This is a genomic window from Prevotella heparinolytica (genome assembly GCF_004342845.1).
Taxonomy (GTDB): domain Bacteria; phylum Bacteroidota; class Bacteroidia; order Bacteroidales; family Bacteroidaceae; genus Bacteroides; species Bacteroides heparinolyticus.
The window spans coordinates 57,174-83,269 of record NZ_SLXB01000020.1; the positions used below are offsets into that span (position 1 = coordinate 57,174).

A 26,096-nucleotide genomic window follows, 5' to 3' on the forward strand; every position below is an offset into this window, starting at 1 on the left:
GTAGATGACCATCCGGACATGACAGACTTCTTGAAGAAATCACTGAAAGAGTTTTTCAAACAGGTCATTACGGCTGCTGATGGTGTAGAGGCCCTGCAATTAATGAAGACACATGTGCCCGACGTCATTGTGAGCGATGTGATGATGCCACGCATGAACGGCTATCAACTTTGTATGGAGATCAAGAAGAATGTTGATGTCAGTCACATTCCGGTCATATTGCTTACTGCCCGCCACGATGAGCAAAGCCAGAAAGACGGCTATAAAAAGAGATGGGAATGAGTCGCGCTTCTCTCTACAATAAACTGAAAGTGCTGACAGATATGAGCGCCAATGAGTATATTAATAAATTCCAGATGGAAAGGGCTATACTGTTAATCCACTCTACTGACATGATATTTTCCGACATTGCCGAGAAAGTGGGCTTCACCACCTCTTCTTATTTCAGTACTGCTTTCAAACAATATACGGGAGAGACGCCGACACAATATAAGAAAAAGATAAGGCAGTGAAAGAGATTTGCATCATATATGATACAAGCACGGACTTTACGATGGACACGAACTTTGATGTTGTCCGTGAATCCGTAAAATCCGTGCTTGAAAGCCAATCTTAAAGTTGTCCTTTAACACACCTTCATTTCATTTGTGGAGCTGGAGGGAATCGAACCCTCGTCCAAACGAGGAAATCATAAGCTTTCTACATGCTTATCTTTGCCTGGGTTTTCGTGCTGCGACAGAATCAAAGCCATCAATCGCAGCCTTATCCTCTAAATTTTCATTCGCGCCACGAGGCTGGCACGAACTATCCCCGATGTGACTGCACCACTGAACCGGAATGCTTCGGAGCAACAGCTTCCGAGTGATGTCTCGTCCCGGCACCTTGTGCCGGGATTAAGCTAATCTACTATGATTCGATTAAGCAGCAAGAGCGTAATTAGTTTCGCCAGATAAAATTTTGAAGACTGAGATTTAAGTGCAAATCAACGACGCACTGCATGCTTACTTACCATTTCTGCCCGCTGTCAAATCCAGTCAACCCCTTTACTTTGTTACTTACAGGAAAACAAAAATGTGGAAGAAACGGGATTATCCCGCTTTCTTCGGTGCAAAGATACGAAAACTTTATTTAAACAGACTCTCATTTCGGGATAAAACTTTGAGCGTGGATTGTCCTGCTTTGCTTTCGATATCTGTTTTTTTAGAGAAAAGTGGTGTCCTTATGGTAAATAATCCTTATGTATGGGTTGCCTCCTCTTCCGGTTCACGTTTGGCTTCTCTTCTGCTTTTTATTTACTGCACGACCCACAATGCTTCTGCTGTAAACAGAAAAAACAATCTCAAAATGAATACTTAAAAGCTTGCCGACAGATTTAAGCCAATGTTTTATTCCCTATGAATATTTGTTTTCTTATAAAAATATGTTCTTATGGAAAACATTTGTGTTCCTTATTTGTTTTCTTGTGGAAAATAGTCTTATTGGAATATAAATCAGTTAAAATTGTACTGGAATGGAAAAAATGTGGAAAAAGTATCGACCCACCCTGCTTGGCATTTTGCTGGGAGTATTGGCAGGTTATCTCTATTGGAGATTTGTTGGCTGTTCTACCGGAAGTTGTCCGATCACATCATCGCCTGTTTATAGTAGTATGTGGGGTGGTTTGTTGGGAGGATTGGCGTTTAACTCTTTTCAAAAAGCACCGAAAGATGAGTCGTAGTCTGAAAAGCTGGGACGCCATACGTCTTGTACGATTGGTTGCCGGCATCGGCATTGGCTTTTATGCCTTGTATTCGACCGATTACGTGTTTCTTCTACCGGCTGTGGCATTTCTGTTGCAAGCTGCCCTGAACCTCACTTGCGGAGGAAGTGGCTGCTCCACTGCAAATAGTCGGAAGCGTGTTTATGGAGATGTGATAAAGCCTTATCAATCTGGAAATCGGAGATGAAAAATGAGTGATTATAGAAACTGAAAATGAATAATATAAAAATAAGGATAAGATGAAAACAATTCAATTGACAAAAGGTGAATTTTTGAGAAGAGTGGCGGATTATGAGACAAATCCCTCCGAGTGGAAATATTTGGGTGATAAACCTGCTATTGTAGACTTCTATGCGGACTGGTGCGGCCCTTGTAAGATGGTGGCTCCTATTCTGGAAGAGCTTGCTGCCGAATATGGCGATTCTATTTACATTTATAAGATAAACACGGAAGAAGAGCCTGAATTATCGGCGGCTTTCGGCATTCGTTCTATTCCTTCGCTTTTGTTCATCCCGATGAACGAGAGTCCTCAAATGGCTATGGGAGCCATGTCGAAGGCTGACTTTAAACGTGCCATCGAAGAGGTGTTGCTTGGGGGTGAAGCTGGCAAGAACTTAAAGGGATAGTAACGGAATAATTACAAGTTTGTAGCATATGAATCGTAGGAATATGTTTTTAATAGTGGGACTATGCTTCTTGGCTGTTGTTTTGCCGCTAAAAGCCCAGCAGGACACCTACCTGTCGGTTGACGATGCTTTGCTGATGGCGGTGCAGAACAATAAAAATATCCGGATGGCTGAGTTGGAGCATAGAATGGCTAATGCTGATTTCCATCAGACTGACGCCCTTTTTCTGCCCCAGTTGTCGACGGGCTACCAAGCGGTAGTGACAAATAACCCGTTGAACGCCTTTGGTTTCTTGCTTCAGCAAGAGAAGGTGACGGCGCAGGACTTTGATCCGGCAAAATTGAATCATCCGGGCATTACACGGAATTATGGAGCAAGCGTCGATGTGCAAATGCCTTTATTCAATCCGGATATGATATATGCCCGTCAGGGAGCAAAAATACAGAAGGACGTATATAAGCATAAAGCGCAATATACCGTAGATTATATAAAATTCGAAGTGCAGAAAGCATATACCCGGCTGCAATTTGCTTATCAAGCACGGGCGGTGTTAAGGGCAACCTTATCGGACGTGGAGCAGATTCTTCGGTCTGTGCAAAACTTCTATGAGCAGGGTCTGGTTCAGAAGTCGGATGTGCTGAATGCCCAAGTACAAGTGAACACCATAGAAAGTGCGCTTACCAAAGCGGAAAGCAGTATATCCAATGCTTCTGACGGGTTGAAACTGTTGCTCGGCATGGAACAAGTGGAAGGCGGCAATGTTTTTCTGACGGATTCGTTGGTGTTGAAGGAGGAAACCGGGATTGCTGCTTCATTTTCGCCGATGAGGTCGGATGTGCTTGCCATGCAGAGGGTCGTGGATGCCTCCAATGCCATGGTGAAATCATCCGTAATGAAGTTCCTTCCTAAAGTCAATGCTTTCGGCAGTTATCAGTTTAACGATACCAAGTTTTTCGGATTTGATAATAATTCTTATCTGGCAGGTGTCAGTTTGACTTGGACCATCTTTTCGGGAAACAGAAATGCAAGTAAGTTGCGTTCGGATATACTCCGGCGGGATAAGCTGAAACTGGATTTGGAGGAATACAAGGACAAAAGCCGTATGGAGGTGAATAAGACCGCACGGGATTTGCAAGACCTGAAACAAGAAATCAGGAAACATCAGGCCAGTGTGGAGCAAGCGGATGAGGCTTTGCGCATAATGAACAACCGTTATAAAGAAGGCTTGGCCAGTACAACGGATTTGCTTGCTTCACAGGCTCAATTTTCTCAGCAGAAGCTCTCGCTGGCTCAGGCTGTGATGAGTTATAATGTCACTTATTATTATCAAGAGTTACTGACATCCGTCAAATAAGTAAGATAGAAATCACTATGACAACATTTATAAAAATATTTTTTTCAGAGATTATACTTATTGCTGCATTATCCGCTTGCTCATCGACTACCGATGAAAGAGCAGAAGAAACTGTTGTTGCAGTAGAAACCTATTTGCCGACCGCTTCGCATGAAAATGGCTTTTTTGTAAGCGGAATGGTGTCGGCCAAGCAAACAGCCATGATAAGTACCCGGGTAATGGGGTTTGTTGATAAAGTATACGTGAAGCAGGGAGACGCAGTAAGACAAGGGCAATTGTTGCTTGTAATCAATAGTGATGACCTGAAAGCAAAAAAAGCACAGGCTGAGGCTATGGTGGCCGAGGCTGAAGCTGCCTCAAAAAATGCGAATCGGGACTATGAACGCTACAAAGCCTTGTACGAACGGAAGAGTGTTTCACTGAAAGAGTTTGAAAACATGGAGTTGAATCAAACCTCTGTCAATGCCAAATTGCAAATGGCGCGTCAGGCGCACAACGAAGTAAATGCCATGCTGGCTTATACCGATATCCGTGCGCCTTTCTCCGGCATAGTCACACAACGGATGATTGACGAGGGAAGTACTGCCACTTCGGGCATGCCTCTATTGAGCATGGAACAATCGGGTGAACTGGAGATTAAAGCTTCAGTGCCCGAAAACCATGTGTCCTACATAAAAGTGGGCAATCCCGTCAAAGTGGATATTAAATCGCTTGGCAAACGTCTGGATGGGAAAGTTAGTGAAATCAGTCCGTCTTCTGCACTCAGTGGCGGACAGTATGCCATGAAGATTGCAATTGCTCCCGGGGAGAAAGAAAACCTTCGTGCCGGTATGTATGCCGGCATTTACATCCTTGGAAAAACGGGCAGGGAAAGCACGAAAAACGTTTGGATAGACGCTTCTTCCATTATAATGCGCGACCAGTTGACCGGTGTATATGTGGCTACTACCGATAACTATGCCCTGCTTCGCTGGGTGAGGCTTGGCAAAGAGATTGGCGGGCAAGTGGAGGTTTTATCCGGACTGAAGGCGGACGACAGAATTATCCGCCATGCCGAAGGCAAGTTATATAATGGAAAGAAAATCAGTGTACAAAAATAAAACGAACAACTATGGAACAAGGAATATCGGGAAGAATAGCAAGGGTTTTTATCAAGTCCAAGCTGAGCCTCCTGCTGATGATTGCTTTTGTGCTGCTCGGACTATTCAGCATCTACTCCATTCCGCGCGAAGAAGAGCCTCAGATTGAAGTGCCTATGGCCGATATAATGATAGGCTATCCCGGAGCAAGTCCGGAGGAGATGGAAACAGCCGTGGTGCAGCCGGTTGAGAAACTCCTTTCGAATATAAAAGGGGTGGAAGACGTTTATTCCACTTCAATGAACGGCATGGCCATGCTTACGGTGCAATTCTATGTGGGTGAGGATGTGGAGCGCTCGTTAGTGAAGCTGTACAATGAACTGATGAAAAACCTTGACCGGATGCCGCAGGGTGTCACCGTGCCGCTGGTCAAGACGCGTTCGATAGATGACGTTCCGGTTCTGTCATTCACGTTGTGGAGCGACCGGATGGGTGGTTATCAAATCAGGCAGATAGCCGAGGTGGTATCCAATGAAATCAAGAAAATACCGGATGTGGCGCAGGTCAATATATCGGGTGGGCAAAGCCGCCAGCTGAACGTTTGGCTTGATAAGGACAAGATGGCGGAAAGCAGAGTGGATTTCAGCATGATTTCCCGTTCGCTGGAAGCCAATAATGCCCACATGCAAAGCGGCAATATGGTGACCGGTGATGTCGTTTATTCTGTGCAGACCGGCAATTTCTTCGCCAATGTGGAAGAAGTAAAGAATGCCATTGTGGGAACCAAGGACGGCCACCCCGTCTATCTCTATCAGATTGCGACAGTGAATGACGGGCCGAAATTGCCCGATACCTATGTCTCCTTTGGTTATGGTGCCGCCAGTCCGAAAAAACAGAACGAACATCCCGACGAATATGATGCCGTAACCGTTTCTATCTCTAAGAAGAAAGGTGCGGATGCAATGAAGCTGGCAGATGTCATTATAAATAAGGTGGAGCATCTGAAGAAAGACCTTATTACGGACGATTTGAATGTAGAGGTGACCCGCAACTATGGCCTTACTGCCTCGCACAAGGTTTCCGAATTGCTTTGGCACCTCACGATTGCCATTGTCATCGTTACACTGTTTGTGATGCTGGCCATGGGATGGAGGGGTGGCTTGGTCGTATTCCTATCGGTGCCCATCACTTTTGCTCTGACGTTGTTTGCATACTATTTTCTGGGTTATACGTTGAACCGGATAACGCTGTTCGCTCTTGTTTTTGTGACAGGTATCGTGACGGACGACTCGATTATCATAGCCGAAAACATGTATCGCCACTTTAAAATGAGGAAATTGCCGCCGATGCAGGCTGCTCTTCATGCCATTAACGAGGTGGGAAATCCTACGATATTGGCTACGCTGACCGTCATAGCCGCAGTATTGCCCATGGCATTCGTGTCGGGCATGATGGGGCCTTATATGAGCCCGATGCCGATAGGCTCGTCCATCGCCATGATTTTCTCACTTCTGTTGGCGCTTACGCTCACACCCTATTTCGGTTTCCTTTTCCTCAGGTATAAAGGAAAAAACGAAAAGGGTGCCGACGATAACAGTGTTGTTGAAGATGAGGGCGCAGAGGTGCGGCAGACACGCATCTATAAGGCTTATTCAGCCATTACCACTCCTTTTCTTGACAGCCGGAAGAAGCGCTGGTCTTTTATGATCGGGCTGACGGTTGTGCTACTTGGGTCGCTTGTTTTGTTTTATACCGAATCGGTGCCCGTTAAGATGTTGCCTTTCGATAACAAAAGTGAGTTCCAGGTGGTGGTTGATATGCCGGAGGGGACAACGCTGGAACGCACTGCTGCCGTGGCGCAGGAATTGGGTGCCTACATTAGTCGGCACAAACTGGTGACCGACTATCAGATTTATGCAGGCACATCGGCTCCCATCAGCTTCAATGGATTGGTTCGCCATTACGACATGCGCAGTGGAGACAATGTGGCTGACATTCAGGTGAATCTGGTTGACAAGGGCGAACGTAGCGAACAAAGCCATGACATCGCCAAGTCGATGCGTGCCGGTTTACAAGAGATTGGTAAAAGACATGGCGCCAACGTGAAAGTGGTTGAAGTACCTCCGGGACCTCCGGTCATGTCCACCATTGTGGCCGAGATATACGGAAATGACTATACAAAGCAGATTGAGATTGCCGAACAGGTAAAGGGACTTCTGGCTGAAACCGAAAATGTAGTGGATGTGGATTGGAGTGTGGAAAGCAACCAGACCGAATATCGGTTTGAAGTGGATAAGGATAAAGCCATGAAGCTGGGCATTCCGAGTGGGCAAGTGGTACAGAATGTGCGTGCGGCATTGTCGGGCATGCCTGTGGGGGTACTTCATCAGCCCTCTATGGTCAATCAGGTGGGTATTGTGCTTCAGCTGCCCGAGGAGCAGCGATCGAATATCGACGAGGTGATGAGTGTGAATGTGGTCAATCCTCATGGAATGTCTACACCAATAGGCCACTTGGTGACCGTGACCGAAAGCGAAAAGCCTAAAAACATCTACCGTAAAAATCAGAGGCGGGTGGTGTACGTGCTTGCCGAGGTGGCGGGCGAGTTGGAAAGTCCGGTATATGCCATGATGGACGTATCGAAAGAGTTGACTAAGGTTGAACTTCCGGCAGGCTATACGCTTCAGGAGGAATATAGTATGCAACCGGAGTTGGAAGACAACTTCTCGCTCAAGTGGGATGGCGAATGGAAAATAACCTACGAGGTATTTCGTGATTTAGGTTTGGCATTTCTTTTTGTTCTTGTCATTATTTATATGCTCATCGTAGGGTGGTTTCAAAGTTTTGTCACTCCGTTTGTACAGTTGGCTGCCATACCACTGTCATTGATAGGCATTGTATTGGGGCATTGGATTATGGGGGCTTATTTCAGTGCGCCGTCCATGATTGGCTTTATTGCCTTGGCCGGCATCATGGTGCGTAACTCGGTATTGCTGATAGACTTCATCGATATCCGTCTCAAAATAGGGATACCATTGAAACAAGCCGTAATCGAGGCCGGAGCCGTGCGCACCACTCCGATTATCCTGACAGCCGGAGGTGTGGTGCTGGGAGCTATCGTAATGCTGTTCGACCCTATTTTTCAGGGGCTGGCCATCTCGCTTATGGGCGGAACCATCACTTCGACGGTACTCACGTTGGTTGTGGTGCCTTTGCTGTACTTTAAGATGTTGAAAAATAAAGTGAAATAAGTATGAAACTGATTGTGATATTAAGTATAACCGAGTATCAGGAGCAGGTGACCAAACTACTCTATGAAGCCGGGGTGAGCCGTTTCAGCCTGATGGATATTACCGGATATAAACGGAAAAAAGAGCGTGTAGCATTGAATTGGTTTGGCACGGCGGCAGAAGCGAAAGTCAATTCCATTCTGTTTTTCAGTTTTGCTTCCGAAGAAGTTGCCCGAAGCGTAATCCGTGTTGTTGAAACTTGCAATGGAGAGGTGCAGAACCCTTTTCCGGTTCATGCTTTTGTTCTTGACGTTGAGCAGAATTCTAAATTCTTCTGATTATGAACAGGGTGTAACGGCCGTTCAATGGCAGACACCCTGTCTGTAAGTAATCTTAGTTTGATGTAAGAGGAAAAGACGGCCTGCGTATGGAAAGATAACTCCTTCTCTATGGGAGAAAAAAAGAAAACTCCCATGAGAAAACTTCCTGTTCGGAGGAGAGAGTTCTTTATTTCAAACTTTGGGATAACCCGGGTTCGGGGCAGGCGGTTCCTTTTGCTGAAGGCGAGGGGCTGTATCCTGTCGGGCAGATATTTCTTGAATGCACCGGTTTACAGAGGTCAGACAGAAGAGAGCCTTTCAGGTCGACCGACCTCCCCCCCCTGTTTTGACAGCTACAATCCTTTGTCGTGACAGAGGCAAGTGTTCAAGCCGACAGACACTTGTGTTTGACGTGACAGGCACAAGTGCCTGAGCCGTTAGATGCAAGTGTCTGACAAGGCAGTAGTAAATACTTGATAGCCAACGAACTGTAATCTTAAAATACAAGCCTTTGGGTGAGGCTGTCGACCTGCTTCTTATCCCGAACTAAGGTTAAGTTGTACCGAATTCACGTTATTTATGAAAGCCTTTGTTTTCTGTTGCCGTTGCCGCACATTCCGGACAAAGCCCTTTCAGCACATAGTTGATGCCGTTTAGTGTAAAACCTTCAGGCAGGTTGACTACCGGAGTGGGAATGTTGGTGAAGCAGAAAGTCTTGTTGCACTTCTCGCAATGGAAATGTGTGTGCAGGTCGTCCACTCCGCAAGAGCAGTTGCTGTTGCATACCGCATATTTGAATGAGCCCGTTCCGTCGTCGATGCTATGTATCAGATGGTGAGAGAGAAACAACATGATGGTACGGAAAATGGTGGATTTGTCGACGGTATCCAACATGTTTTCCAAGTCGAGCAATGATACGGAACGGTCTGCTTGCAACATGGCTTGCAGCACTAAAAGCCTTATGGCGGTAGGCGATATTTCCCTTTTTGCTAAAAGGTCTAAGCATCTCTTTTCTTCTATCATCTTTTCTACAACTCCTATTTTATCAGTTTTTGTATGCGTGTGGCGTTGATTATCGCGATGAGGGCAACTCCCACATCTGCAAAGACAGCTTCCCAAAGGGTGGCCATACCGCCGGCGCCGAGGATTAGTACAAGCAGCTTCACACCGAATGCCAGAGAGATGTTTTGCCAGATTATCCGACGCGTCTGTCTGCCGGCATGGATGGCGGTGGCTACCTTGGACGGATGGTCTGTCTGAATCACGACATCGGCGGTTTCTATGGCAGCGTCACTGCCCAAACCGCCCATGGCAATGCCCACATGGCTGAGGGCAAGGACGGGGGTGTCATTGATGCCATCGCCCACGAAAGCTATTCTGTTTCTTGCATCCCGACGCAACTCCTCGACATGCTTCACTTTTCCGTCGGGCAGCAAGTCTCCGTATGCTTGTGCCACCCCCAGCTTTCGGGCAAAGTTAAAGACAATCCCTTGCTTATCTCCCGACAGTATCTGGATGTTGTCGATATTCAATGCCTTTAGTCCTTCAATGGCTTTGAAGGCATCTTCTTTCAGCGTATCCGACAATAGCAAGTGCCCGGCGTAGGTTGTGCCGATGGCACAAACCACAACCGTATCGGCGATGGACGAAAGTTTATCGGGATATTTCACCTGAAATTTATCCAACAGCCGGGTGTTTCCTACCAGAATACGGTCATTGTCCATGAAGGTCTGCAAACCATGACCTGCGATTTCCGTAATGTCCGACACGGCCATCGGCTCTATGCCCCTCTGTCCGGCATAACTTGCAATCGCTTTGGCTATGGGGTGTGTGCTGTTGCGTTCCACAGAAGCAACCAGTCGTATAAGTTTTTCTTCCGACATGTCCGGTTGAGTTTCGCAGGACTGCACCTCGAAGATTCCTTTGGTCAGTGTGCCCGTCTTGTCGAATATCACTGTGTTGATTCGGGTGACGGCATCCAGATAATTTCCTCCTTTAAACAATACTCCCAAGCGGGATGCAGCCCCTATGCCGCCGAAATATCCCAGTGGAATGCTTACCACCAATGCACAGGGACAGGAGATGACCAGAAATACCAGTGCTCTGTACAACCAGTCGTTGAAGATGAACGGATATTCAGGAATTATCAAGGAGTAGATGTAAGGAAGCAGGACAATCAGCACTGCCAATCCGGTGACGATGGGGGTATAGATGCGGGCAAACCTCCGGATGAACAGTTCGGCCGGCGCTTTTCGTTCGGAAGCGTCCTGCACCAGTTCCAAGATTCTCGACAATGCACTTTTCTCGAATGTCTTTGTCACCCGTATCCTTACCACTCTGTCGGTCGAAATCATTCCGGCAAGCACTTCTTCACCTTGCCGAATGTTGCGGGGGACGCTCTCTCCCGTCAGGGCAGATGTGTTGAAGGCTGCCACTTCGCCCAACATCACACCGTCCAGGGGAACTCGTTCTCCTGCTTTCACTTCGATGACCTCACCGACTTTTACCGTTTGAGGAGCCTCTACCACCGATTCATTATCCTTGATTACCGTTGCCGTTTCCGGACGTACGTCAAGCAGAGAGCTGATGTTGTGCTTTGCTCTATCCACCGCTTTCTCCTGAAAAAGCTCTCCCAAAGAATAAAACAACATTACGGCCACTCCTTCAGGATACTCCCCTATATAGAAAGCACCTACGGTGGCTATGGACATGAGGGTAAATTCACTGAAGACATCCTTTCGTACAATATTCTCCCATGCCTCTTTCAGGACGGGTAGCCCTACCGGCAGATAGGCCAGCAAATACCAGCAGAATGCCGCATATCTTTCTTGAAAGAGAGTAAAGTCTGTCGAATTCAAGATAATGCCTCCCAAAAGCAGCAGGGCAGAGAGGACGATTCGCCAATAGTCCTTCAGCCAACTATTCTTTTTTTCGTTCTCTACTGCATGCTTGTGTGTGCAGCAACAATTGCAGCTCATATCGTTTCCTCCTTTTTTATCTTTTTCCGAGACAAAGATAATAGAAAAAGAATGCAACCAAGTTGCAAAGTTCCATATTCTGCCACACTTGTGCTATCTCATAGTCTTGTTCTCCGATTTATTTTCGTGTCAGGAATGTGTACCTGCTTCGTATCATCTCCGTATTATAATTATATTGGTGCGGAGTTGATACGGACTTGGTACGGTGCAGATACAGAGCATGTATGTAGGTTGTATGGGTGATGCAGAAATGGGGCGGGCTGCTTTAAAAGTAACAATAATCGGGGATTTATCGTTATTTAATCTCAAAAATGTTATACCTTTGTTCCTCAATTTGTCTTTATGAAGCAATTTCCATTTTCTGTCGGTGTGTTTGTCTTGTGCTGTTTTCTGCTTGCAGGCTGTCATAACCGGCAAGAACTGCCTTTGCCGACGGAAGCAGGCCGGAGTTCGGCTTTTACGGATTCCGCAGCTTCGGATACGCCTTTAGTCGGGCTGCCTCTCCCTGCTAAGCGGTTGAGTGCGGCCGACATATCCCTTACTAAAGATTTATTGTACGATAAGTATACCTTGAATGACACTTATCCTTATAAAGATACTGTGCGTTCTTTCAAATGGGATGTGATTTGCAATTGCCTTGCTTATATAGAGAACATGCAGCTCGATACGGCAAGGTTGGTGGTGTTGCAGAACTATAAGAACCTGAATGGAGAAGCTACGTTGGTGCGTACGTTTGTGCGCGATGCCTATCGGCGTGTGTCCGATACATTGGGCGTGGAACGTTATCAGTCCGTCCCCTTGTATCTGCCTGCCGATACCCTTGTGCCCGAACGTTATGGACGAGACGGGACATTGGCCTATCTCAGAGGCAGGGTAGGGAGTTTCTGCCTGATACATCCCGTAACATTTGAAGAAGAATGGTTATCACCCTCTCGTTATCTGAAGCAGTTGGAAGACAGTACGTTTTTTAATCACGTGATTTTTGTAGATCGGCTCGATCAGAATATAACCGCTTTGGAGCGTATTTCCGAGGGTGTGTGGAAGATACGCAGCATGAATCCGGCCACTACCGGACGCTATGCTCCGCCTCATGCCCAAGAGACGCCGTTGGGAATGTATCTGCTCCAGCAAAAGAAGTCGCGTATGGTGTTTCTAAAGGACGGCTCTACTGCCACGGGAGGCTATGCGCCCTATGCCAGCCGCTTTACCAATGGCGCTTATATACACGGAGTGCCGGTAAATGTGCCGCGTACGTCTCTGATTGAATACAGCCAGTCTTTGGGGACAACGCCCCGTTCGCATATGTGCGTCCGAAACGCAACTTCGCACGCTAAGTTTATCTTCGACTGGGCACCTGTTGAAAAGTCTTTGGTAGTAGTCATCGAATAGAACACACGGATTTTTAACTGTCTGTTTGATAGCTGTATGAAAGAAAAAAACTAACTTTGTCGCCATTATCTTTCTGGCGGAATCCTATGGGACGGTTTACTTTATTTTTCCTCTTTTTGTTTATCCCCTGTGTGTTGTCCACGAATGGCAAATCATGGGAGAATGAAGAAGGTATGTCCTCCGCCGCAGGTGTGGGCGACACGGATTTTTGCGCCGACCTGTATCATTCCATGCAGTTGGAAGGGACTGTGAATTGGAAGGCTTTTCGGCAAGCTGTGGCGGGTTATTATAAGATAGAAAACCGGAAGAGGGATGTATTGACGTTGATTGACTTCTCCCGTCCTTCGACCGACAAACGTCTTTTTGTTTTCGATATGAAAGAGCGCAAGATGCTTTTTTCTTCGGTTGTTTCTCACGGAAAGAACAGCGGTGAGAAATACGCCACTTCTTTCTCCAACGAATACGGCTCTTATAAAAGCTCGTTGGGCTTTTATCTCACCGGAACCACTTATCAGGGGAAGAATGGCTATTCACTTGTTCTGGATGGCTTGGAGAAAGGAATCAACGACCGTGCCCGCGAGCGTGCCATTGTGATGCATGGAGCCGCCTATGCCAATCCGTCGGTGGTGAGCAAGGGAGGCCGGTTAGGAAGGAGTTTCGGTTGTCCGGCTGTACCTCAGCAACTTTCACGTCCTATTATTGATGCCATCAAGGGAGGGAGCGTGATGTACATTTTTGCAGAAGCGCCGGATTATCTGGCTCAAAGTTCTGTGTTGCAGAATGACGGGCAATTCTGAGGAACAATTTGCTGCTTGTCGGCCGAATTAAAACCGTTTCTTCTTTTAATTGTTTTCCGGAGGTTTTAATGGTTTGGTCTTTTATCTGTTCTCTCTGTCGGAAGATTTCCGGCAAGTGCCCGAAATGTTTTTTATCAGGAGGGTTGTCGGGACACGGAGAAAAAATACCGGTTATGAATAAAGAATGTTCTATATTTGTTGCATTGAGTATGTATTAAGAGAATGAAGGTATGGCGGGTTTAATGAATATTTTGTGGTTGGTGTTCGGTGGTATTATTACTGCCGTGGAATACCTTGCAGCCAGTTTATTGATGATGATTACCATTATTGGTATTCCTTTCGGCATGCAGACTTTGAAGCTGGCAAGCCTTGCTTTGTGGCCTTTTGGTAAGGAGGTGCGTAGCGGAGAGCGTTCAGCCGGTTGTCTTTATGTATTGATGAATGTGGTGTGGATATTCTTGGGCGGCATCTGGATCAGCTTTTCGCATTTGCTATTCGGATTGTTGCTGTGTATCACCATCGTCGGCATTCCTTTCGGCATGCAGCATTTTAAATTGGCAGGATTGGCGTTGACGCCTTTCGGAAAAGATATAGTTGCAGCCTGATTGCTTATTCACAAAGTCATAAAAGAAGAAGGGCGGAGAACCATTTCGGTCTTCCGCCCTTCGCTCATTTTATTTTAAAAGTGTTTTTTACATGGTTAAGTGAGGCTGCTTTGCGAGCAGCTTTTGCAGTTTGCCATTCAGAGTCTGGCACATAGTACCGTTTCCCATTGCTTGATAACGCTTGATTTGGTACTGTAACATCAAAATTTCATTTGCATTCTTTTTCATAATTGTCATCTTTTGTGCTTTCCGCGTTTCGGAAAGCGGGTTTTTACTTCTTTTCTTTCACGTTGCAAAGATACGACTTTATTTTGATAAAACATGTTTTATAACATAAAAAATAGAATTTTTCCCTTTGTTATCTTTAGAATACAGTGATTTGTAATCTGTATATAACAAATATATTACATATCTTTGCATCTGTGTAACTATGTATCTATCATGTTTATGAGTAAATGGGCGGAACTCCTGAAAAGCCCCTATCCGATATTGTATCAACGCTGGAAGGCAGTGGTGTTGCCTTCGGCTGTTATTTTTCTGATACTGTATTTGTTGCAGCCGTTTGGAATCTCGGAAATGCAGTATAATAAATTTCCTGTATTATTGGGCTATGGGGCGGTCACTTTGCTTGCATCGGCTTTGGCAGTATATCTGTTTCCCTTGCTGTTTCCTGCCTATTATAGAGAAGAGAGATGGACTTTAGGAAAAAACCTGCTGAATATTTTAATCACCTGTTTTATGGTTGCCGTTGGTATTTGGTTATACTCTTCTTGGCAGTTTGGAGTTGCTTTGAATATCAGTTTGTTTTTGCTTTGCTTGATGTGGGTATTGCTGCTGTCCCCGTTTCCTATCGTCATTTTTCTGATGTGGAATAGAAACCTGCAACTGACCCGTAACCTGAGGGAGGCTATGGAAATAAACCTCCATCTTTCAAAAGAAATATCTTTAGGAGACGTGGAGAACAGGCCGGTAGAGAAGACTTCTTTCGGGGGAGTACTGACCTTCGCCGGAGGAAGCAAGGATTCATTGGAAGTCGCGGCGGAAGATTTCCTTTATGCAGAGGCAGAGGGAAACTATGTGAAAGTGGCTTATCGCCCGGATGGAGAAAGAACGGTTGTCAAGAAGATGTTGCGTGCCACCATGAAGCAGGCGGAGGAGTCGGTTGCTGTTTGTCCTTTCATCATACGTTGCCATAGGGCGTTTCTTGTGAATGTACGGATGGTGGTGAAAGTAGACGGAAACTCACAGGGGTATAGGTTGAACCTTGAAGGGTGTGAAGAGGAAGTTCCCGTTTCGCGCGCTTATGCCAAAGAGGTGAGAGTACTGATTGAGAACCGTATAAAAAGGTAGTCGTTCGTCACAGAAATATACAGTTCATCACAAAGAGCTTGTTGGTCGTCACATATCCGGGATGTCTGTCCCGGATATTTTTTTGTCTTGTATTCTTCCTTTATGTTTGCGGCAGAAAACGAGATAAATGGCAAAATAATGAGAAGTAGAACATTTTTTTTGGTATTGAGCGGGCTGCTCCTGATACATCCTTTATTTGCGCAGAAGTATATGACCGATACGGTGCGTCTGAAATTTCATATAGACAGTATCGCTTTGGAAGAGGTGGTGGTGAAAGGCAGGAAAACGCCGGTTGCCAACAGCCGTTGGAGCGATATCCACCCTGTGGAGTTAGTCACTGTGGGCGGTGCGAACGGAGATTTATATAAAGCCTTGCAGACGCTGCCGGGCACTCAAGTGCAGGGCGAAACCGGAGAATTGTTGGTGCGCGGGGGCAGCAGTAGGGAAACACAGACCTTTATAGATGGAATGCATGTGCTGAATTCTTATACTTCGAACGGCATCAATACTCCTGCCCGTAGCCGCTACTCCACTTTTATGTTCAGTGGGGTGAGTCTTGCTTCGGGAGGTGCTCCACAAGAATATGGAGAAGCACTTTCGGCTGTCCTGCCACTTGAAACGAAAGATTACAGCAGGGTTGACAAGGTGGGAATGAATGCTTCTGTGGTTGGTGTAGGCGGAGGGGGTACAAAGACTTTTCGCGGCGGGTCTCTGTCTGTCGATTTGAATTATCAGAACTTGGGCCTGTATGATGAAATATATTCCGGCAGAAAAGATTTTGAGAAACCATACCGTATGTTTTCAGCAGCTACCCAATTCCGCTATGCTCCTCGTGATGCCGGACTCCTGAAAATCTATGCGCAATATGACCGGACGGACTTCTCCGTTTATGAGGGAGATACCCGCAGTTTGTTTGCGCTGGGCGAGGACAATGTTTATGTCAATGCTACATATCGCAAGCATACGTCCAGTGGATGGAGCCGGTTTGCAGGGATGGCTTACTCTTATTATAATCGGAAGATCGATGGTGCGGTTGTTTCGGGAGATAATTGGTCGGAGCGCCAACAGGAATTGCATTTGAAGGCAAAAGCTTCTAAACGGTTGTCATCCGTGTTTCGGATAGATATGGGAGTAGAGAGTTATATTCGTGGTTATGAGAATAGATATCTGCTTGGGGAGATAAAAGAAAATAATCACTTGTGTCCGGTTGTTTGCGCCGGGTTCTTTTCTGCGACTTATTATCCGTGGGAACAGTGGAAAGCGGAACTTTCTTTCCGTACGGAATATGTGTCGTTGAATCGGAAGATGAACTTTTCGCCCCGTTTGGCTGTGAACTATTACGGAGGTAATGTGATATTGTCCGGAACCATCGGGCGTTATACGCAATTACCCGAAAACAGTTATCTGATACGCCGAAAGGATTTGTTATCCGAAGTGTGTATGCAGTATAATCTGGGTGCGCAGTATGAGGATGGAGGCCGTTTCTGTAAAGCAGAGCTTTATTATAAGGATTACGACCGGTTGGCATTGGAGGAAACGGGTGTCGATGCAAAAGTCGGGCATCTTATCTCCGGTGGTTACGGATACAGCAAAGGTGTCGATTTGTTCTTTCGCGACGGGGCTTCATTCAAGAGTCTGGAATACTGCTTATCCTATACTTATAATATAGTCAAGCGTAAGTACCGGATTTATCGGGAACTGACCACTCCTCAGTATGCCACCCGGCACAATGCCGCATTGGTTGTGAAGTATTCTTTGCCCCGACTGCGTTCCATCATAGGCCTTACCAATCGTTTCAGCAGTGGGCGGCCTTATCACAACCCCGCATTGCCGGGGTTGATGAATGATGAAGTGAAGCCCTACAACAGTCTGGATGTGGGTGTGACTTTTCTGGCAAATAAAAAAGTCATTATACACGCTTCCGCCACCAATATTCTGTGCAGGAAGAACGAATTCGGCAAGGTGGACGGTAAAGCGATTTTGGCATCGGCAGACCATTTCTTCTGTGTGGGCGTGTATGTCACTTTGGGAAAGAAAGCGGCTTATGATGTGTCTAATTTTTAAGATAGCAGATAGTGTAAAACATATTATCGAGTATTAACGTTAAAAGAATGAAGAAAATGAAAGCAATGATTGTTTTTTTAGTGTGTCTGTTTCAAGGCACGGTGACACTGTTGTTTGCCCAAAACCTGACCATTGAGGTTCGTGACATTGAAAAGGCGGAGGGGCATCTTTATGTAGCCATCTACAATTCGGAGGAGGCGTTTATGAAAAAGCCTATAGCGACGTTCAGGGTAGATGTGAAAGATAAAATACTTTCTATTCCCTGTCGGGGACTACCCGTCGGGACGTATGCTGTTTCTCTCTTTCAGGATGAAAATGGAAACGGAAGTCTGGATACCGGAGCTTATGGCATTCCTACGGAGAAGTATGGTTTCAGCAATGATGCCGAGGGTGTTATGGGCCCCCCGTCATACGACAAATGCAGTTTCATCTTTTCGGCAGATACGACTTTGGTGATACATTTGAGATAGAAGCATACCTCCATGATTCAGTCGTAGAGGTGTTGGTGATGTAATATTCGTTTACTTTTTCAAAGTTCCTTTCCGACTATGAAAATGAAAGACCGCATACCCCTTGTCAGAATAGCTTCTGACGGGGGGAGACCTAAGTATAGGACTTAGATACCCTGAGTATAGGACTTAGGTACCCTAAGTATACTACTTAGGTTGCCTCGATATAAGACCTTGTTTGGCTTTTCTTTTCTTATTGGTTTTTCAAGGTCTGTTTATGCTCTCTTTTTGGTGTGATTTTTCAATGTCGGATGAGGCTTGGACTTCTTGGGATAATCTGCTTTTATGGCTTCCTCCTCTGCTGTTCATTCTTCTATTTAAAGGGTTGTTTTAATTTGCATTGAAGAGAATAAGCGGGCTTTAAATTTTATTTTATTCCTGATTTATACTACTTTTGTGACCCAACCTTAAAATAGATTATGATGAAGCGAATTACACGATTTTCTTTTCTTTTAGTACTGATGTGCTTGCTGGCCGCTTGCGGCGGACGTTCTTTTATCACTGATGCTGCTTATCGTCGGCGTGTGGAACAGGATTTCAGCCGGAAAAAGGCAATGTTGCCGCAAGGCGATTTGTTTGCCGTGTTCGATATGGATTTGCCTGCATATGAGCGTGAAGCCTTGGAGTTTCTTTATGCTTACATGCCTTTGGCCGACATAGCCGACTATCCCGGCGAGTTCCATCTGATGAATATACGTGCCTCTCGGAAGGCGGCAGAGGAGATGCCTTGGGGAAAGACCATCCCTGAAGACATTTTCCGCCATTTTGTGCTTCCGGTGCGGGTGAACAATGAGCAATTGGACAGCGCACGGGTGGTGTTTTATGAAGAACTGAAAAACCGGGTGAAATCTCTTTCCCTATATGACGCCATTTTGGAAGTAAATCACTGGTGTCACGAAAAGGCCGTCTATACCCCTTCCGATTCTCGTACCAGTTCGCCTTTGGCTACGGTGCGAACAGCCTACGGGCGTTGCGGCGAAGAGTCCACTTTGCTGGTGGCCGCCCTGCGTTCGGTGGGCATTCCTGCCCGTCAGGTCTACACTCCCCGTTGGGCGCATACGGACGACAACCATGCTTGGGTAGAGGCATGGGCCGACGGACGATGGTACTTCCTCGGCGCTTGCGAACCGGAACCGGTGCTGAATCTCGGTTGGTTCAATGCGCCCGCCAGTCGTGGCATGCTGATGCACACCAAAGTATTCGGACGTTACGAGGGAGCAGAAGAGGTGATGTCCGTCACACCCAATTATACCGAAATCAATGTAGTGGAAAATTATGCGCCGACGGCTAAGGCTATCGTTACGGTGGAGGACGAACAGGGAAATCCGGTGACTGACGCATGTGTGGAATTCAAGCTCTATAACTATGCGGAGTTTTATACCGTGGCCCGCAAGCAGACCGATGAGAAAGGAAAAGTCTTTCTGACGGCAGGCAAGGGAGATATGCTGGTGTGGGTTTCCAAAGACGGCAAGTTCGGTTATGCCAAACTTTCTTTCGGCAAGGAGAGTGAACTGACGGTGAAGATAGATAAGGTGGCCGGCGAAGCCCATACCGTAGACTTTGATATCGTTCCGCCTCCCGAAAGTGCCGACTTGCCTGAGGTGACTCCCGAACAACGGGCTGAGAACGACCGCCGCATGGCTCGCGAAGATTCCATCCGAAATGCGTATGTATCAACGTTTATGACCGATGAAACGGCACGTGAGTTTGCCAAACGCTACAAGTTAGATGAAGAACTTGCTTCCCGCTTGTTGGTTGCTTCCCGGGGCAATCATCGGGTTATATCCGATTTCATGGCCCGGCTGCGTTCTGAAAAGTCAAAGCGTGGTGGTTTCGACCTCTTGCAGCAAATTTCGGCCAAAGATCTTCGCGATGTCCGTAAAGAGGTGCTGATAGACCACATGCTCTCTCCCATGTGCAAGGATAACAGCCTTTTCAGCAAGTACGTACGCAATCCGCGCGTGAGCAATGAGATGCTTACGCCTTATAAGACTTTTTTCAAGAATGTGGTGTCGAAAGCCGATGCCGAGGCTTATGAGGCTGAACCGATGAAACTGGTGGCATGGGTGGCCGAGCATATCCGGATAGAGAAAGAGTGTAATCTGGGAGGAGCGCCCATCACCCCTGAAGGCGTGTGGAAGGCTCGAGTGGCAGATGCCCACAGTCGCGATATATTCTTCGTTTCGATGGCACGCAGCATGGCGATACCGGCTCGCATCGACGAAGTGACCGGAAAAGTGCAACTGATGACGGCAAACGGTGCTGTGGATGTGAATTTCGACCAAGTGCAACCTGAAAGCCAAATGCTGCAAAAAGGCCGTCTTGTGGCCGGATACCGTTCTGTTGCCTCATTGGACGATCCGAAATATTACTCCCATTTCACGCTCTCCAAGCTGACTTCGCAAGGGCGTCTGCAATTACTCTCTTATGATGAGGGCGATGCGGATATGGGAGGCGGCACTACATGGGCCGGCCTTTTGAAAAACGGCACGGCATTGGATGCCGGAAGCTATGTGTTGGTGACAGGCACGCGCCTTGCCGGCGGTGGCGTGCTTTCCCGGATTGTTTTCTTCAGTATCGTTCCGGGGCAGACGACGGAGATTGAACTGGTGATGCGCGAGCGCAAGGATGAGGTGCAGGTCATCGGGAGCTTCAATTCCGAATCGCTCTTTACTCCTCGCTCCGGCGATGGCGGAACAGATAAACGAAGCCTGTTGCAGGCTTGCGGAAGAGGTTATTTCGTTGTAGGCATCTTGGGCCTCAATCAAGAACCCACCAATCATGCGTTGCGCGACATTGCCGCCTTTAAGGACAAGTTGGAGAAGTGGGGGCGCCCGATGGTGCTTCTCTTCCCCGATGAGGCCAAAGCCGCAAAGTTCGCTCCCGCTTCCTTCCCCGGCCTGCCCTCCACCATCTGCTATGGCATCGACACCGACGGCATAGCTGAACAGATTGTGAATAACATGAAGCTGAAACACAAGGAGGCATTGCCTATATTCATTATTGCCGATACGTTCAATCGCGTGGTCTTTGTATCGCAAGGATATACCATCGGATTAGGCGAACAGCTGATGAAAACTGTCGAAAACCTGTGAGAAACAGGAAGCCGGCTCTCCACAAGAATGAAAAGACGCATTAAAACAGTATCGATAGGAGACCGTATAAAGTTTAAACCGACTCTGTAGACGTGAAATATGCCGATTGTTGAAATATCATCTTTGTCCCATCCGGGAGTGGAAATCTTTAGTACTCTGACCGAAGCCCAGTTGCGCAACCGCATCGAGCCGGACAAAGGAATGTTCATTGCCGAAAGCCCCAAAGTGATAAAAGTGGCTTTGGATGCCGGCTACGAACCTGTTTCCCTTTTATGTGAGCGCAGACATATCGATGGTGATGCGGCCGCGATTATTGAACGTTGCGCCGATGTGCCTGTCTATACCGGCGAAAGGGAACTGCTTGCCCGTCTCACGGGGTATGTCTTGACGCGAGGAGTGCTTTGTGCCATGCGCAGACCTGCTCTGCCCGGCCTTGCGGAGGTTTGTGGCGGAGCCCGCCGTATCGTTGTCATCGACGGAGTGACGGACAGCACCAATATAGGTGCCATCTTCCGCTCGGCAGCCGCTATCGGCATGGATGGCGTGCTGCTTGCGCGTAACGCTTGCGATCCCTTCAACCGTCGTGTCGTCAGGGTGTCGATGGGTTCCGTTTTCCTTGTTCCTTGGACTTGGATGGACGGTCCTCTCGGCACTCTTGCGGATTTCGGCTTTCGCACGGCGGCAATGGCTCTTACGGACAAATCCATTTCCATTGACGATCCTATCTTGGCATCTCAATCGCGGCTGGCCATTGTAGTGGGTAACGAAGGCGACGGGCTTCCGCCTGCGAGGATAGCCGAAGCCGACTACGTGGTACGCATTCCCATGTCGCACGGAGTCGATTCGCTGAACGTGGCAGCGGCGGCAGCGGTGGCTTTTTGGGAACTGCGTGCTCGTTAAGGAAGTTCGGCGAGGAAACGCTGAATTGAGTAAAAATACAATCGGATGATGGGATGAGGAGCTGATAAAACGATTGTTTTTAGTTTCTATGTGCGACAATTCATAGAGAAATCGGAAAATAAAGCCCATGTCTGTTCTCTTTCCGAAATAGGAGAAACTTTTTTTTTAGCATCTTTTATTATTTTTTACTGCCTTCCTTTCACTGATTATCGCTAATTTCGAGCGTTTTTTTATAAAAACAACTGAATAACTAATAATTTATTATATATGGAAAACCTGAATATTGCACTTCTGCTTATGGTAATAGGTATGGCTACTGTCTTTGCCATCCTGTTGATTGTTATATACTTAGGGAAAGGGCTTATTGCACTTGTGAATAAATATGCACCCGAAGAAGCGCAGTCTGTCAAGACTACGGCTGACGGAGCTGCTCCCATTTCCGGAAACATTCTGGCGGCCATCGGTGCTGCCGTCACAGTGGTGACGCAAGGCAAGGGAAAAGTGGCCAAAGTAGAGAAAATCCGATGATAATAATCTTATAATATAAAACACACTGAATCATTTAGCATGAAAAGAGAAATTAAGTTCAGTTTGGTATTCAGGGACATGTGGCAAAGTGCCGGAAAATACGTGCCCCGCGTCGACCAGCTGGTGAAAGTGGCTCCCGCCATCATTGAGATGGGTTGTTTTGCACGTGTAGAGACCAATGGCGGAGGTTTTGAACAAGTAAATCTTCTGTTTGGAGAGAACCCGAATAAAGCTGTGCGCGAGTGGACGAAGCCGTTCCATGAGGCAGGCATACAGACGCACATGCTGGATCGCGCGTTGAACGGACTCCGCATGAGTCCCGTGCCTGCTGATGTACGTCAACTGTTCTATAAGGTAAAGAAAGCTCAGGGTACGGACATCACGCGTACTTTCTGCGGATTGAACGACACCCGCAACATCATTCCGTCCATCACTTATGCTCATGAGGCCGGCATGATTTCGCAATGTTCGCTCTGCATCACTTTCTCTCCGGTGCATACGGTGGAATACTATGTAGATATGGCGAAAACCCTGATTGAAGCGGGTGCTGATGAAATCTGCATCAAGGATATGGCAGGCATCGGCCGGCCGGTGTCGTTGGGCAAGATTGTGGCAGGCATCAAGCAGATAAAGGACATCCCCGTGCAATATCACAGCCATGCCGGGCCGGGCTTCAATATGGCAAGCATCCTCGAAGTGTGCGAGGCCGGTTGCGACTACATCGACGTTGGCATGGAGCCGCTCTCATGGGGTACGGGCCATGCCGACCTCATCAGTGTGCAGGCCATGCTGAAGGATGCAGGCTTCCAAGTGCCCGAAATCAATATGGAAGCATACATGAAAGTGCGTGCACTTATTCAGGAGTTTATGGATGATTTTCTCGGCTTGTACATCAGCCCGCGCAACCGCCTGATGAATTCGCTGCTGATAGCTCCCGGACTTCCGGGCGGCATGATGGGCAGCTTGATGGCCGATTTGGAGTCGAACCTGGAATCCATCAACAAATACAAGGCGAAGCGTAACCTGCCGTTCATGAAGCAGGACGAACTGCTTATCAAGCTGTTCAATGAAGTGGCTTATGTGTGGCCGCGCGTGGGTTATCCTCCATTGGTGACCCCTTTCAGCCAGTACGTCAAGAATCTGGCCATGATGAATGTCATAGCCATGGAAAAAGGCAAGGAACGTTGGGGAATGATTGCCGATGACATCTGGGACATGCTGTTGGGCAAAGCCGGCAAGTTGCCGGGGCAATTGGCTCCCGAGATTATCGAGAAGGCCGACCGCGAAGGGCGCAAGTTCTTTACAGGCAATCCGCAGGATAACTATCCCGATGCGCTCGATAAGTATCGCAAGCTGATGAAAGAGAACAAGTGGGAGCTTGGCGAGGACGATGAGGAACTCTTTGAGTATGCCATGCACCCGGCGCAATACGAGGCCTACATGAGCGGAAAAGCGAAGGAGGACTTTCTGGAGGATGTGGAGAAACGCCGTGCCGAGCGCGACAGGTCTCCCCTGGATGATGCCAAGCCGAAGACACTCACGGTGCAGGTGGACGGGCAGGCCTATCGTGTGACGGTGGCTTACGGCGATATCGACCTGCCTGCTTCGGCTACCGAGAAAGTTACCTCCCATATAGGCGAAGGGCAGGATGTGCCCGCACCGCTTGAGGGCAAGTTCTTCCTGACGAAGAATGCGCAGGAAACGCCCGTGAAGGTGGGCGACAAGGTGAAGAAGGGCGATTTGCTCTGCTACATCGAGGCCATGAAGACATACAATGCCATCCGTGCCGATTTTGACGGGACGGTGACTGCCATTTGCCTGAATTCGGGCGATTCTGTTTCTGAAGATGACGTATTAATGAAGATTGGATGATGGAAGATATATTTGCAAAACTCTATGACATGACGGCTTTCAGCAATATCATTGCCGATCCGTCATTCCTCGTGATGTATGCCATTGCTTTCATCTTGCTCTACTTGGGAATCAGGAAACATTATGAACCGTTGCTGTTGGTGCCCATCGCTTTTGGTGTGCTCATTGCCAACTTTCCCGGCGGTGATATGGGAGTGATTCAGGCAGATGAAAACGGAATGGTTGCGGTGAACGGGGTATTGAAGAACATCTGGGAGATGCCGCTTCACGAGATTGCGCACGACTTGGGATTGATGAACTTCATCTACTATATGCTGATTAAGACCGGTTTCCTGCCGCCCGTCATCTTCATGGGGGTAGGGGCGTTGACGGACTTTGGCCCGATGCTCCGCAACCTGCGGCTGTCCATTTTCGGTGCGGCTGCACAGCTGGGCATCTTCACCGTGCTGCTTTGTGCCGTGCTGATGGGCTTCACCCCGAAAGAGGCCGGTGCACTGGGCATTATCGGTGGTGCCGACGGGCCTACGGCCATCTTCACCACCATCAAGCTGGCTCCTCATCTGCTCGGTCCCATTGCCATAGCGGCTTATTCGTACATGGCGTTGGTGCCCGTCATCATTCCTATGGTGGTGAAACTGTTCTGCACCAAGAAAGAGCTGATGATTAATATGAAGGAGCAGGAGAAGCTTTATCCTTCAAAAACCGAGATCAAGAATCTGCGTGTATTGAAGATTATCTTTCCGATTGCGGTGACCACGGTTGTGGCGTTGTTCGTACCCACGGCCGTACCCTTGATTGGTATGCTGATGTTCGGAAACCTGATTAAGGAGATAGGTTCCGATACCGGCCGTTTGTTCGATGCGGCGGCCAACAGCATAATGAATGCGGCCACCATCTTCTTGGGGCTGAGCGTAGGCGCCACGATGACCAGCGAGGCATTCTTGAACTGGACCACTATCGGCATTGTCATCGGCGGCTTTTTGGCATTTGCGTTGTCCATCACAGGGGGTATCTTCTTTGTGAAGCTGTTCAACTTGTTCGGCAAGAAGAAAATCAACCCGCTGATTGGTGCGACGGGGCTGAGTGCCGTGCCTATGGCGAGCCGCGTATGCAATGACATTGCGACGAAGTACGACCCCAAGAATCATGTGCTTAACTATTGTATGTCGAGCAATATTTCAGGAGTTATCGGTTCGGCCGTTGCTGCGGGCGTGCTGATTTCGTTCCTCGGATAGGCATTGACATAAAACATTCAAGGCACACTTTGTGTGTAACATCACGGAGGGTTATAAATAACGACCTCGATATAATATTGGGAATATCATAAGCTGCCCGTCGTTGAACAAGATACTGTTCGATGGCGGGCTTTTTTTCTCATTTAAGGTTCACGCTGTATTTTTGCGTTCGAATCAAAGAAACGCAAAACCATGATACAGATGTTCAGTATTCTATCTTATTTCAGAAGGGCGGACGGACTCCGGAGAGTAAGTCCCATTAGTAAAAAGGAGAAGGAAAAGAAAGTAAGGAACGTAAGTAAAGAGCGGAACGCCGTCCTCACGCTTTCGGTTTTCACCGGTGCGGCAGCCCGTGGCGTGAGCCGCTCCACTGCCGAGAACTACCGCACGGCGGTGCGCTCGTTCG

The 26,096-nt window shown here is 47.5% G+C and carries 21 protein-coding genes, 1 other RNA gene and 2 pseudogenes; 20 read left to right on the plus strand and 4 right to left on the minus strand.

Annotation, left to right across the window (positions count from 1 at the left end):
• A pseudogene (locus EV202_RS15295) lies at window positions 1-512 on the plus strand (response regulator transcription factor); the annotation flags it as partial.
• Between the two features lie 133 nt (window positions 513-645).
• On the opposite strand, the gene ssrA reads toward EV202_RS15295, so the two are convergent.
• Window positions 646-1,042, minus strand: a transfer-messenger RNA (tmRNA) gene (gene ssrA, locus EV202_RS10530).
• A 468-nt stretch (window positions 1,043-1,510) separates the two neighbouring features.
• On the opposite strand from ssrA, the gene EV202_RS10535 reads away from it, so the two are divergent.
• The 7 genes and pseudogenes from EV202_RS10535 to EV202_RS10565 all read left to right on the plus strand — a co-directional run bounded on the left by EV202_RS10535 (window position 1,511) and on the right by EV202_RS10565 (window position 8,386).
• Entirely contained in the window at window positions 1,511-1,717 is a 207-nt protein-coding gene (locus tag EV202_RS10535) for a hypothetical protein (protein WP_106068235.1), read from the plus strand.
• Window positions 1,707-1,946 (plus strand): hypothetical protein, encoded by a 240-nt coding sequence (locus EV202_RS10540; protein ID WP_131927033.1) that lies wholly within the window; start codon window positions 1,707-1,709, stop codon window positions 1,944-1,946. Before EV202_RS10535 ends, EV202_RS10540 begins: the two co-directional genes overlap by 11 nt.
• Before the next feature lie 37 nt (window positions 1,947-1,983).
• Window positions 1,984-2,385 (plus strand): annotated as a pseudogene (trxA, locus tag EV202_RS10545) (thioredoxin); the annotation flags it as partial.
• Between the two features lie 43 nt (window positions 2,386-2,428).
• A complete protein-coding gene (locus tag EV202_RS10550) occupies window positions 2,429-3,739 on the plus strand; it encodes a TolC family protein (RefSeq protein ID WP_131927035.1) in 1,311 nt (436 codons plus the stop codon).
• Window positions 3,740-3,756: 17 nt separating this feature from the next.
• Window positions 3,757-4,839 carry an efflux RND transporter periplasmic adaptor subunit gene (locus EV202_RS10555; protein ID WP_131927036.1) on the plus strand — a complete coding sequence of 361 codons (1,083 nt, stop codon included), beginning with the start codon at window positions 3,757-3,759 and terminating at the stop codon, window positions 4,837-4,839.
• 11 nt (window positions 4,840-4,850) lie between these two features.
• Complete coding sequence (locus EV202_RS10560) at window positions 4,851-8,069, plus strand: efflux RND transporter permease subunit (RefSeq protein WP_131927037.1); 3,219 nt, start codon at window positions 4,851-4,853, stop codon at window positions 8,067-8,069.
• Between the two features lie 2 nt (window positions 8,070-8,071).
• Complete coding sequence (locus tag EV202_RS10565) at window positions 8,072-8,386, plus strand: hypothetical protein (RefSeq protein ID WP_131927038.1); 315 nt, start codon at window positions 8,072-8,074, stop codon at window positions 8,384-8,386.
• Window positions 8,387-8,941: 555 nt separating this feature from the next.
• Here EV202_RS10565 and EV202_RS10570 read toward each other — a convergent pair.
• Together EV202_RS10570 and EV202_RS10575 are read right to left on the minus strand one after the other, a co-directional pair.
• Window positions 8,942-9,388 carry a Fur family transcriptional regulator gene (locus EV202_RS10570; RefSeq protein ID WP_131927047.1) on the minus strand — a complete coding sequence of 149 codons (447 nt, stop codon included), beginning with the start codon at window positions 9,386-9,388 and terminating at the stop codon, window positions 8,942-8,944.
• A 17-nt stretch (window positions 9,389-9,405) separates the two neighbouring features.
• A complete protein-coding gene (locus tag EV202_RS10575) occupies window positions 9,406-11,346 on the minus strand; it encodes a heavy metal translocating P-type ATPase (RefSeq protein WP_131927039.1) in 1,941 nt (646 codons plus the stop codon).
• 342 nt (window positions 11,347-11,688) lie between these two features.
• Here EV202_RS10575 and EV202_RS10580 point away from each other — a divergent pair, with 342 nt between their 5' ends.
• From EV202_RS10580 to EV202_RS10590, 3 genes are all read left to right on the plus strand, one after another.
• Window positions 11,689-12,735, plus strand: a complete 1,047-nt coding sequence (locus EV202_RS10580; protein ID WP_131927040.1) for a L,D-transpeptidase — start codon at window positions 11,689-11,691, stop codon at window positions 12,733-12,735.
• A gap of 86 nt (window positions 12,736-12,821) precedes the next feature.
• On the plus strand, window positions 12,822-13,532 hold the full coding sequence (locus EV202_RS10585; protein WP_131927041.1) for a murein L,D-transpeptidase catalytic domain family protein: 711 nt from the start codon (window positions 12,822-12,824) through the stop codon (window positions 13,530-13,532).
• A 230-nt stretch (window positions 13,533-13,762) separates the two neighbouring features.
• Window positions 13,763-14,137 (plus strand): YccF domain-containing protein, encoded by a 375-nt coding sequence (locus EV202_RS10590; protein WP_131927042.1) that lies wholly within the window; start codon window positions 13,763-13,765, stop codon window positions 14,135-14,137.
• A gap of 87 nt (window positions 14,138-14,224) precedes the next feature.
• Here EV202_RS10590 and EV202_RS15085 read toward each other — a convergent pair whose 3' ends face one another.
• Window positions 14,225-14,365 carry a hypothetical protein gene (locus EV202_RS15085; RefSeq protein WP_164996205.1) on the minus strand — a complete coding sequence of 47 codons (141 nt, stop codon included), beginning with the start codon at window positions 14,363-14,365 and terminating at the stop codon, window positions 14,225-14,227.
• Between the two features lie 219 nt (window positions 14,366-14,584).
• Between EV202_RS15085 and EV202_RS10595 the strand changes: the two genes are divergently transcribed.
• From EV202_RS10595 to EV202_RS10640, 9 genes are all read left to right on the plus strand, one after another.
• On the plus strand, window positions 14,585-15,487 hold the full coding sequence (locus EV202_RS10595; RefSeq protein ID WP_131927048.1) for a LytTR family DNA-binding domain-containing protein: 903 nt from the start codon (window positions 14,585-14,587) through the stop codon (window positions 15,485-15,487).
• Window positions 15,488-15,625: 138 nt separating this feature from the next.
• A complete protein-coding gene (locus tag EV202_RS10605; RefSeq protein ID WP_131927044.1) occupies window positions 15,626-17,551 on the plus strand; it encodes a TonB-dependent receptor plug domain-containing protein in 1,926 nt (641 codons plus the stop codon).
• A 56-nt stretch (window positions 17,552-17,607) separates the two neighbouring features.
• Window positions 17,608-18,021, plus strand: coding sequence for a DUF2141 domain-containing protein (locus EV202_RS10610; RefSeq protein WP_106070394.1), 414 nt, complete (start codon window positions 17,608-17,610; stop codon window positions 18,019-18,021).
• 500 nt (window positions 18,022-18,521) lie between these two features.
• Window positions 18,522-21,155: a transglutaminase-like domain-containing protein gene (locus EV202_RS10615; RefSeq protein ID WP_394364520.1), complete on the plus strand. Its 2,634-nt coding sequence runs from the start codon at window positions 18,522-18,524 to the stop codon at window positions 21,153-21,155.
• A gap of 99 nt (window positions 21,156-21,254) precedes the next feature.
• Entirely contained in the window at window positions 21,255-22,055 is an 801-nt protein-coding gene (locus EV202_RS10620; protein WP_106068247.1) for a TrmH family RNA methyltransferase, read from the plus strand.
• A 267-nt stretch (window positions 22,056-22,322) separates the two neighbouring features.
• Window positions 22,323-22,583 (plus strand): OadG family protein, encoded by a 261-nt coding sequence (locus tag EV202_RS10625; RefSeq protein WP_106068248.1) that lies wholly within the window; start codon window positions 22,323-22,325, stop codon window positions 22,581-22,583.
• Between the two features lie 39 nt (window positions 22,584-22,622).
• On the plus strand, window positions 22,623-24,455 hold the full coding sequence (locus tag EV202_RS10630) for a biotin/lipoyl-containing protein (RefSeq protein ID WP_106068249.1): 1,833 nt from the start codon (window positions 22,623-22,625) through the stop codon (window positions 24,453-24,455).
• Window positions 24,455-25,690 carry a sodium ion-translocating decarboxylase subunit beta gene (locus EV202_RS10635; protein WP_125239443.1) on the plus strand — a complete coding sequence of 412 codons (1,236 nt, stop codon included), beginning with the start codon at window positions 24,455-24,457 and terminating at the stop codon, window positions 25,688-25,690. Before EV202_RS10630 ends, EV202_RS10635 begins: the two co-directional genes overlap by 1 nt.
• A 201-nt stretch (window positions 25,691-25,891) precedes the next feature.
• A partial coding sequence (locus EV202_RS10640) for a hypothetical protein (RefSeq protein WP_131927045.1) occupies window positions 25,892-26,096 on the plus strand: 205 nt, incomplete at its 3' end.

Coding starts and splice junctions, on each gene's coding strand:
- EV202_RS10535 (WP_106068235.1), top strand. CDS start 1,511: ATGGAAAAAATGTGGAAAAAGTATCGACCCACCCTGCTTGGCATTTTG.
- EV202_RS10540 (WP_131927033.1), top strand. CDS start 1,707: ATGAGTCGTAGTCTGAAAAGCTGGGACGCCATACGTCTTGTACGATTG.
- EV202_RS10550 (WP_131927035.1), top strand. CDS start 2,429: ATGTTTTTAATAGTGGGACTATGCTTCTTGGCTGTTGTTTTGCCGCTA.
- EV202_RS10555 (WP_131927036.1), top strand. CDS start 3,757: ATGACAACATTTATAAAAATATTTTTTTCAGAGATTATACTTATTGCT.
- EV202_RS10560 (WP_131927037.1), top strand. CDS start 4,851: ATGGAACAAGGAATATCGGGAAGAATAGCAAGGGTTTTTATCAAGTCC.
- EV202_RS10565 (WP_131927038.1), top strand. CDS start 8,072: ATGAAACTGATTGTGATATTAAGTATAACCGAGTATCAGGAGCAGGTG.
- EV202_RS10575 (WP_131927039.1), bottom strand. CDS start 11,346: ATGAGCTGCAATTGTTGCTGCACACACAAGCATGCAGTAGAGAACGAA.
- EV202_RS10580 (WP_131927040.1), top strand. CDS start 11,689: ATGAAGCAATTTCCATTTTCTGTCGGTGTGTTTGTCTTGTGCTGTTTT.
- EV202_RS10585 (WP_131927041.1), top strand. CDS start 12,822: ATGGGACGGTTTACTTTATTTTTCCTCTTTTTGTTTATCCCCTGTGTG.
- EV202_RS10590 (WP_131927042.1), top strand. CDS start 13,763: ATGGCGGGTTTAATGAATATTTTGTGGTTGGTGTTCGGTGGTATTATT.
- EV202_RS15085 (WP_164996205.1), bottom strand. CDS start 14,365: ATGAAAAAGAATGCAAATGAAATTTTGATGTTACAGTACCAAATCAAG.
- EV202_RS10595 (WP_131927048.1), top strand. CDS start 14,585: ATGAGTAAATGGGCGGAACTCCTGAAAAGCCCCTATCCGATATTGTAT.
- EV202_RS10605 (WP_131927044.1), top strand. CDS start 15,626: ATGAGAAGTAGAACATTTTTTTTGGTATTGAGCGGGCTGCTCCTGATA.
- EV202_RS10610 (WP_106070394.1), top strand. CDS start 17,608: ATGAAAGCAATGATTGTTTTTTTAGTGTGTCTGTTTCAAGGCACGGTG.
- EV202_RS10615 (WP_394364520.1), top strand. CDS start 18,522: ATGTGCTTGCTGGCCGCTTGCGGCGGACGTTCTTTTATCACTGATGCT.
- EV202_RS10620 (WP_106068247.1), top strand. CDS start 21,255: ATGCCGATTGTTGAAATATCATCTTTGTCCCATCCGGGAGTGGAAATC.
- EV202_RS10625 (WP_106068248.1), top strand. CDS start 22,323: ATGGAAAACCTGAATATTGCACTTCTGCTTATGGTAATAGGTATGGCT.
- EV202_RS10630 (WP_106068249.1), top strand. CDS start 22,623: ATGAAAAGAGAAATTAAGTTCAGTTTGGTATTCAGGGACATGTGGCAA.
- EV202_RS10635 (WP_125239443.1), top strand. CDS start 24,455: ATGGAAGATATATTTGCAAAACTCTATGACATGACGGCTTTCAGCAAT.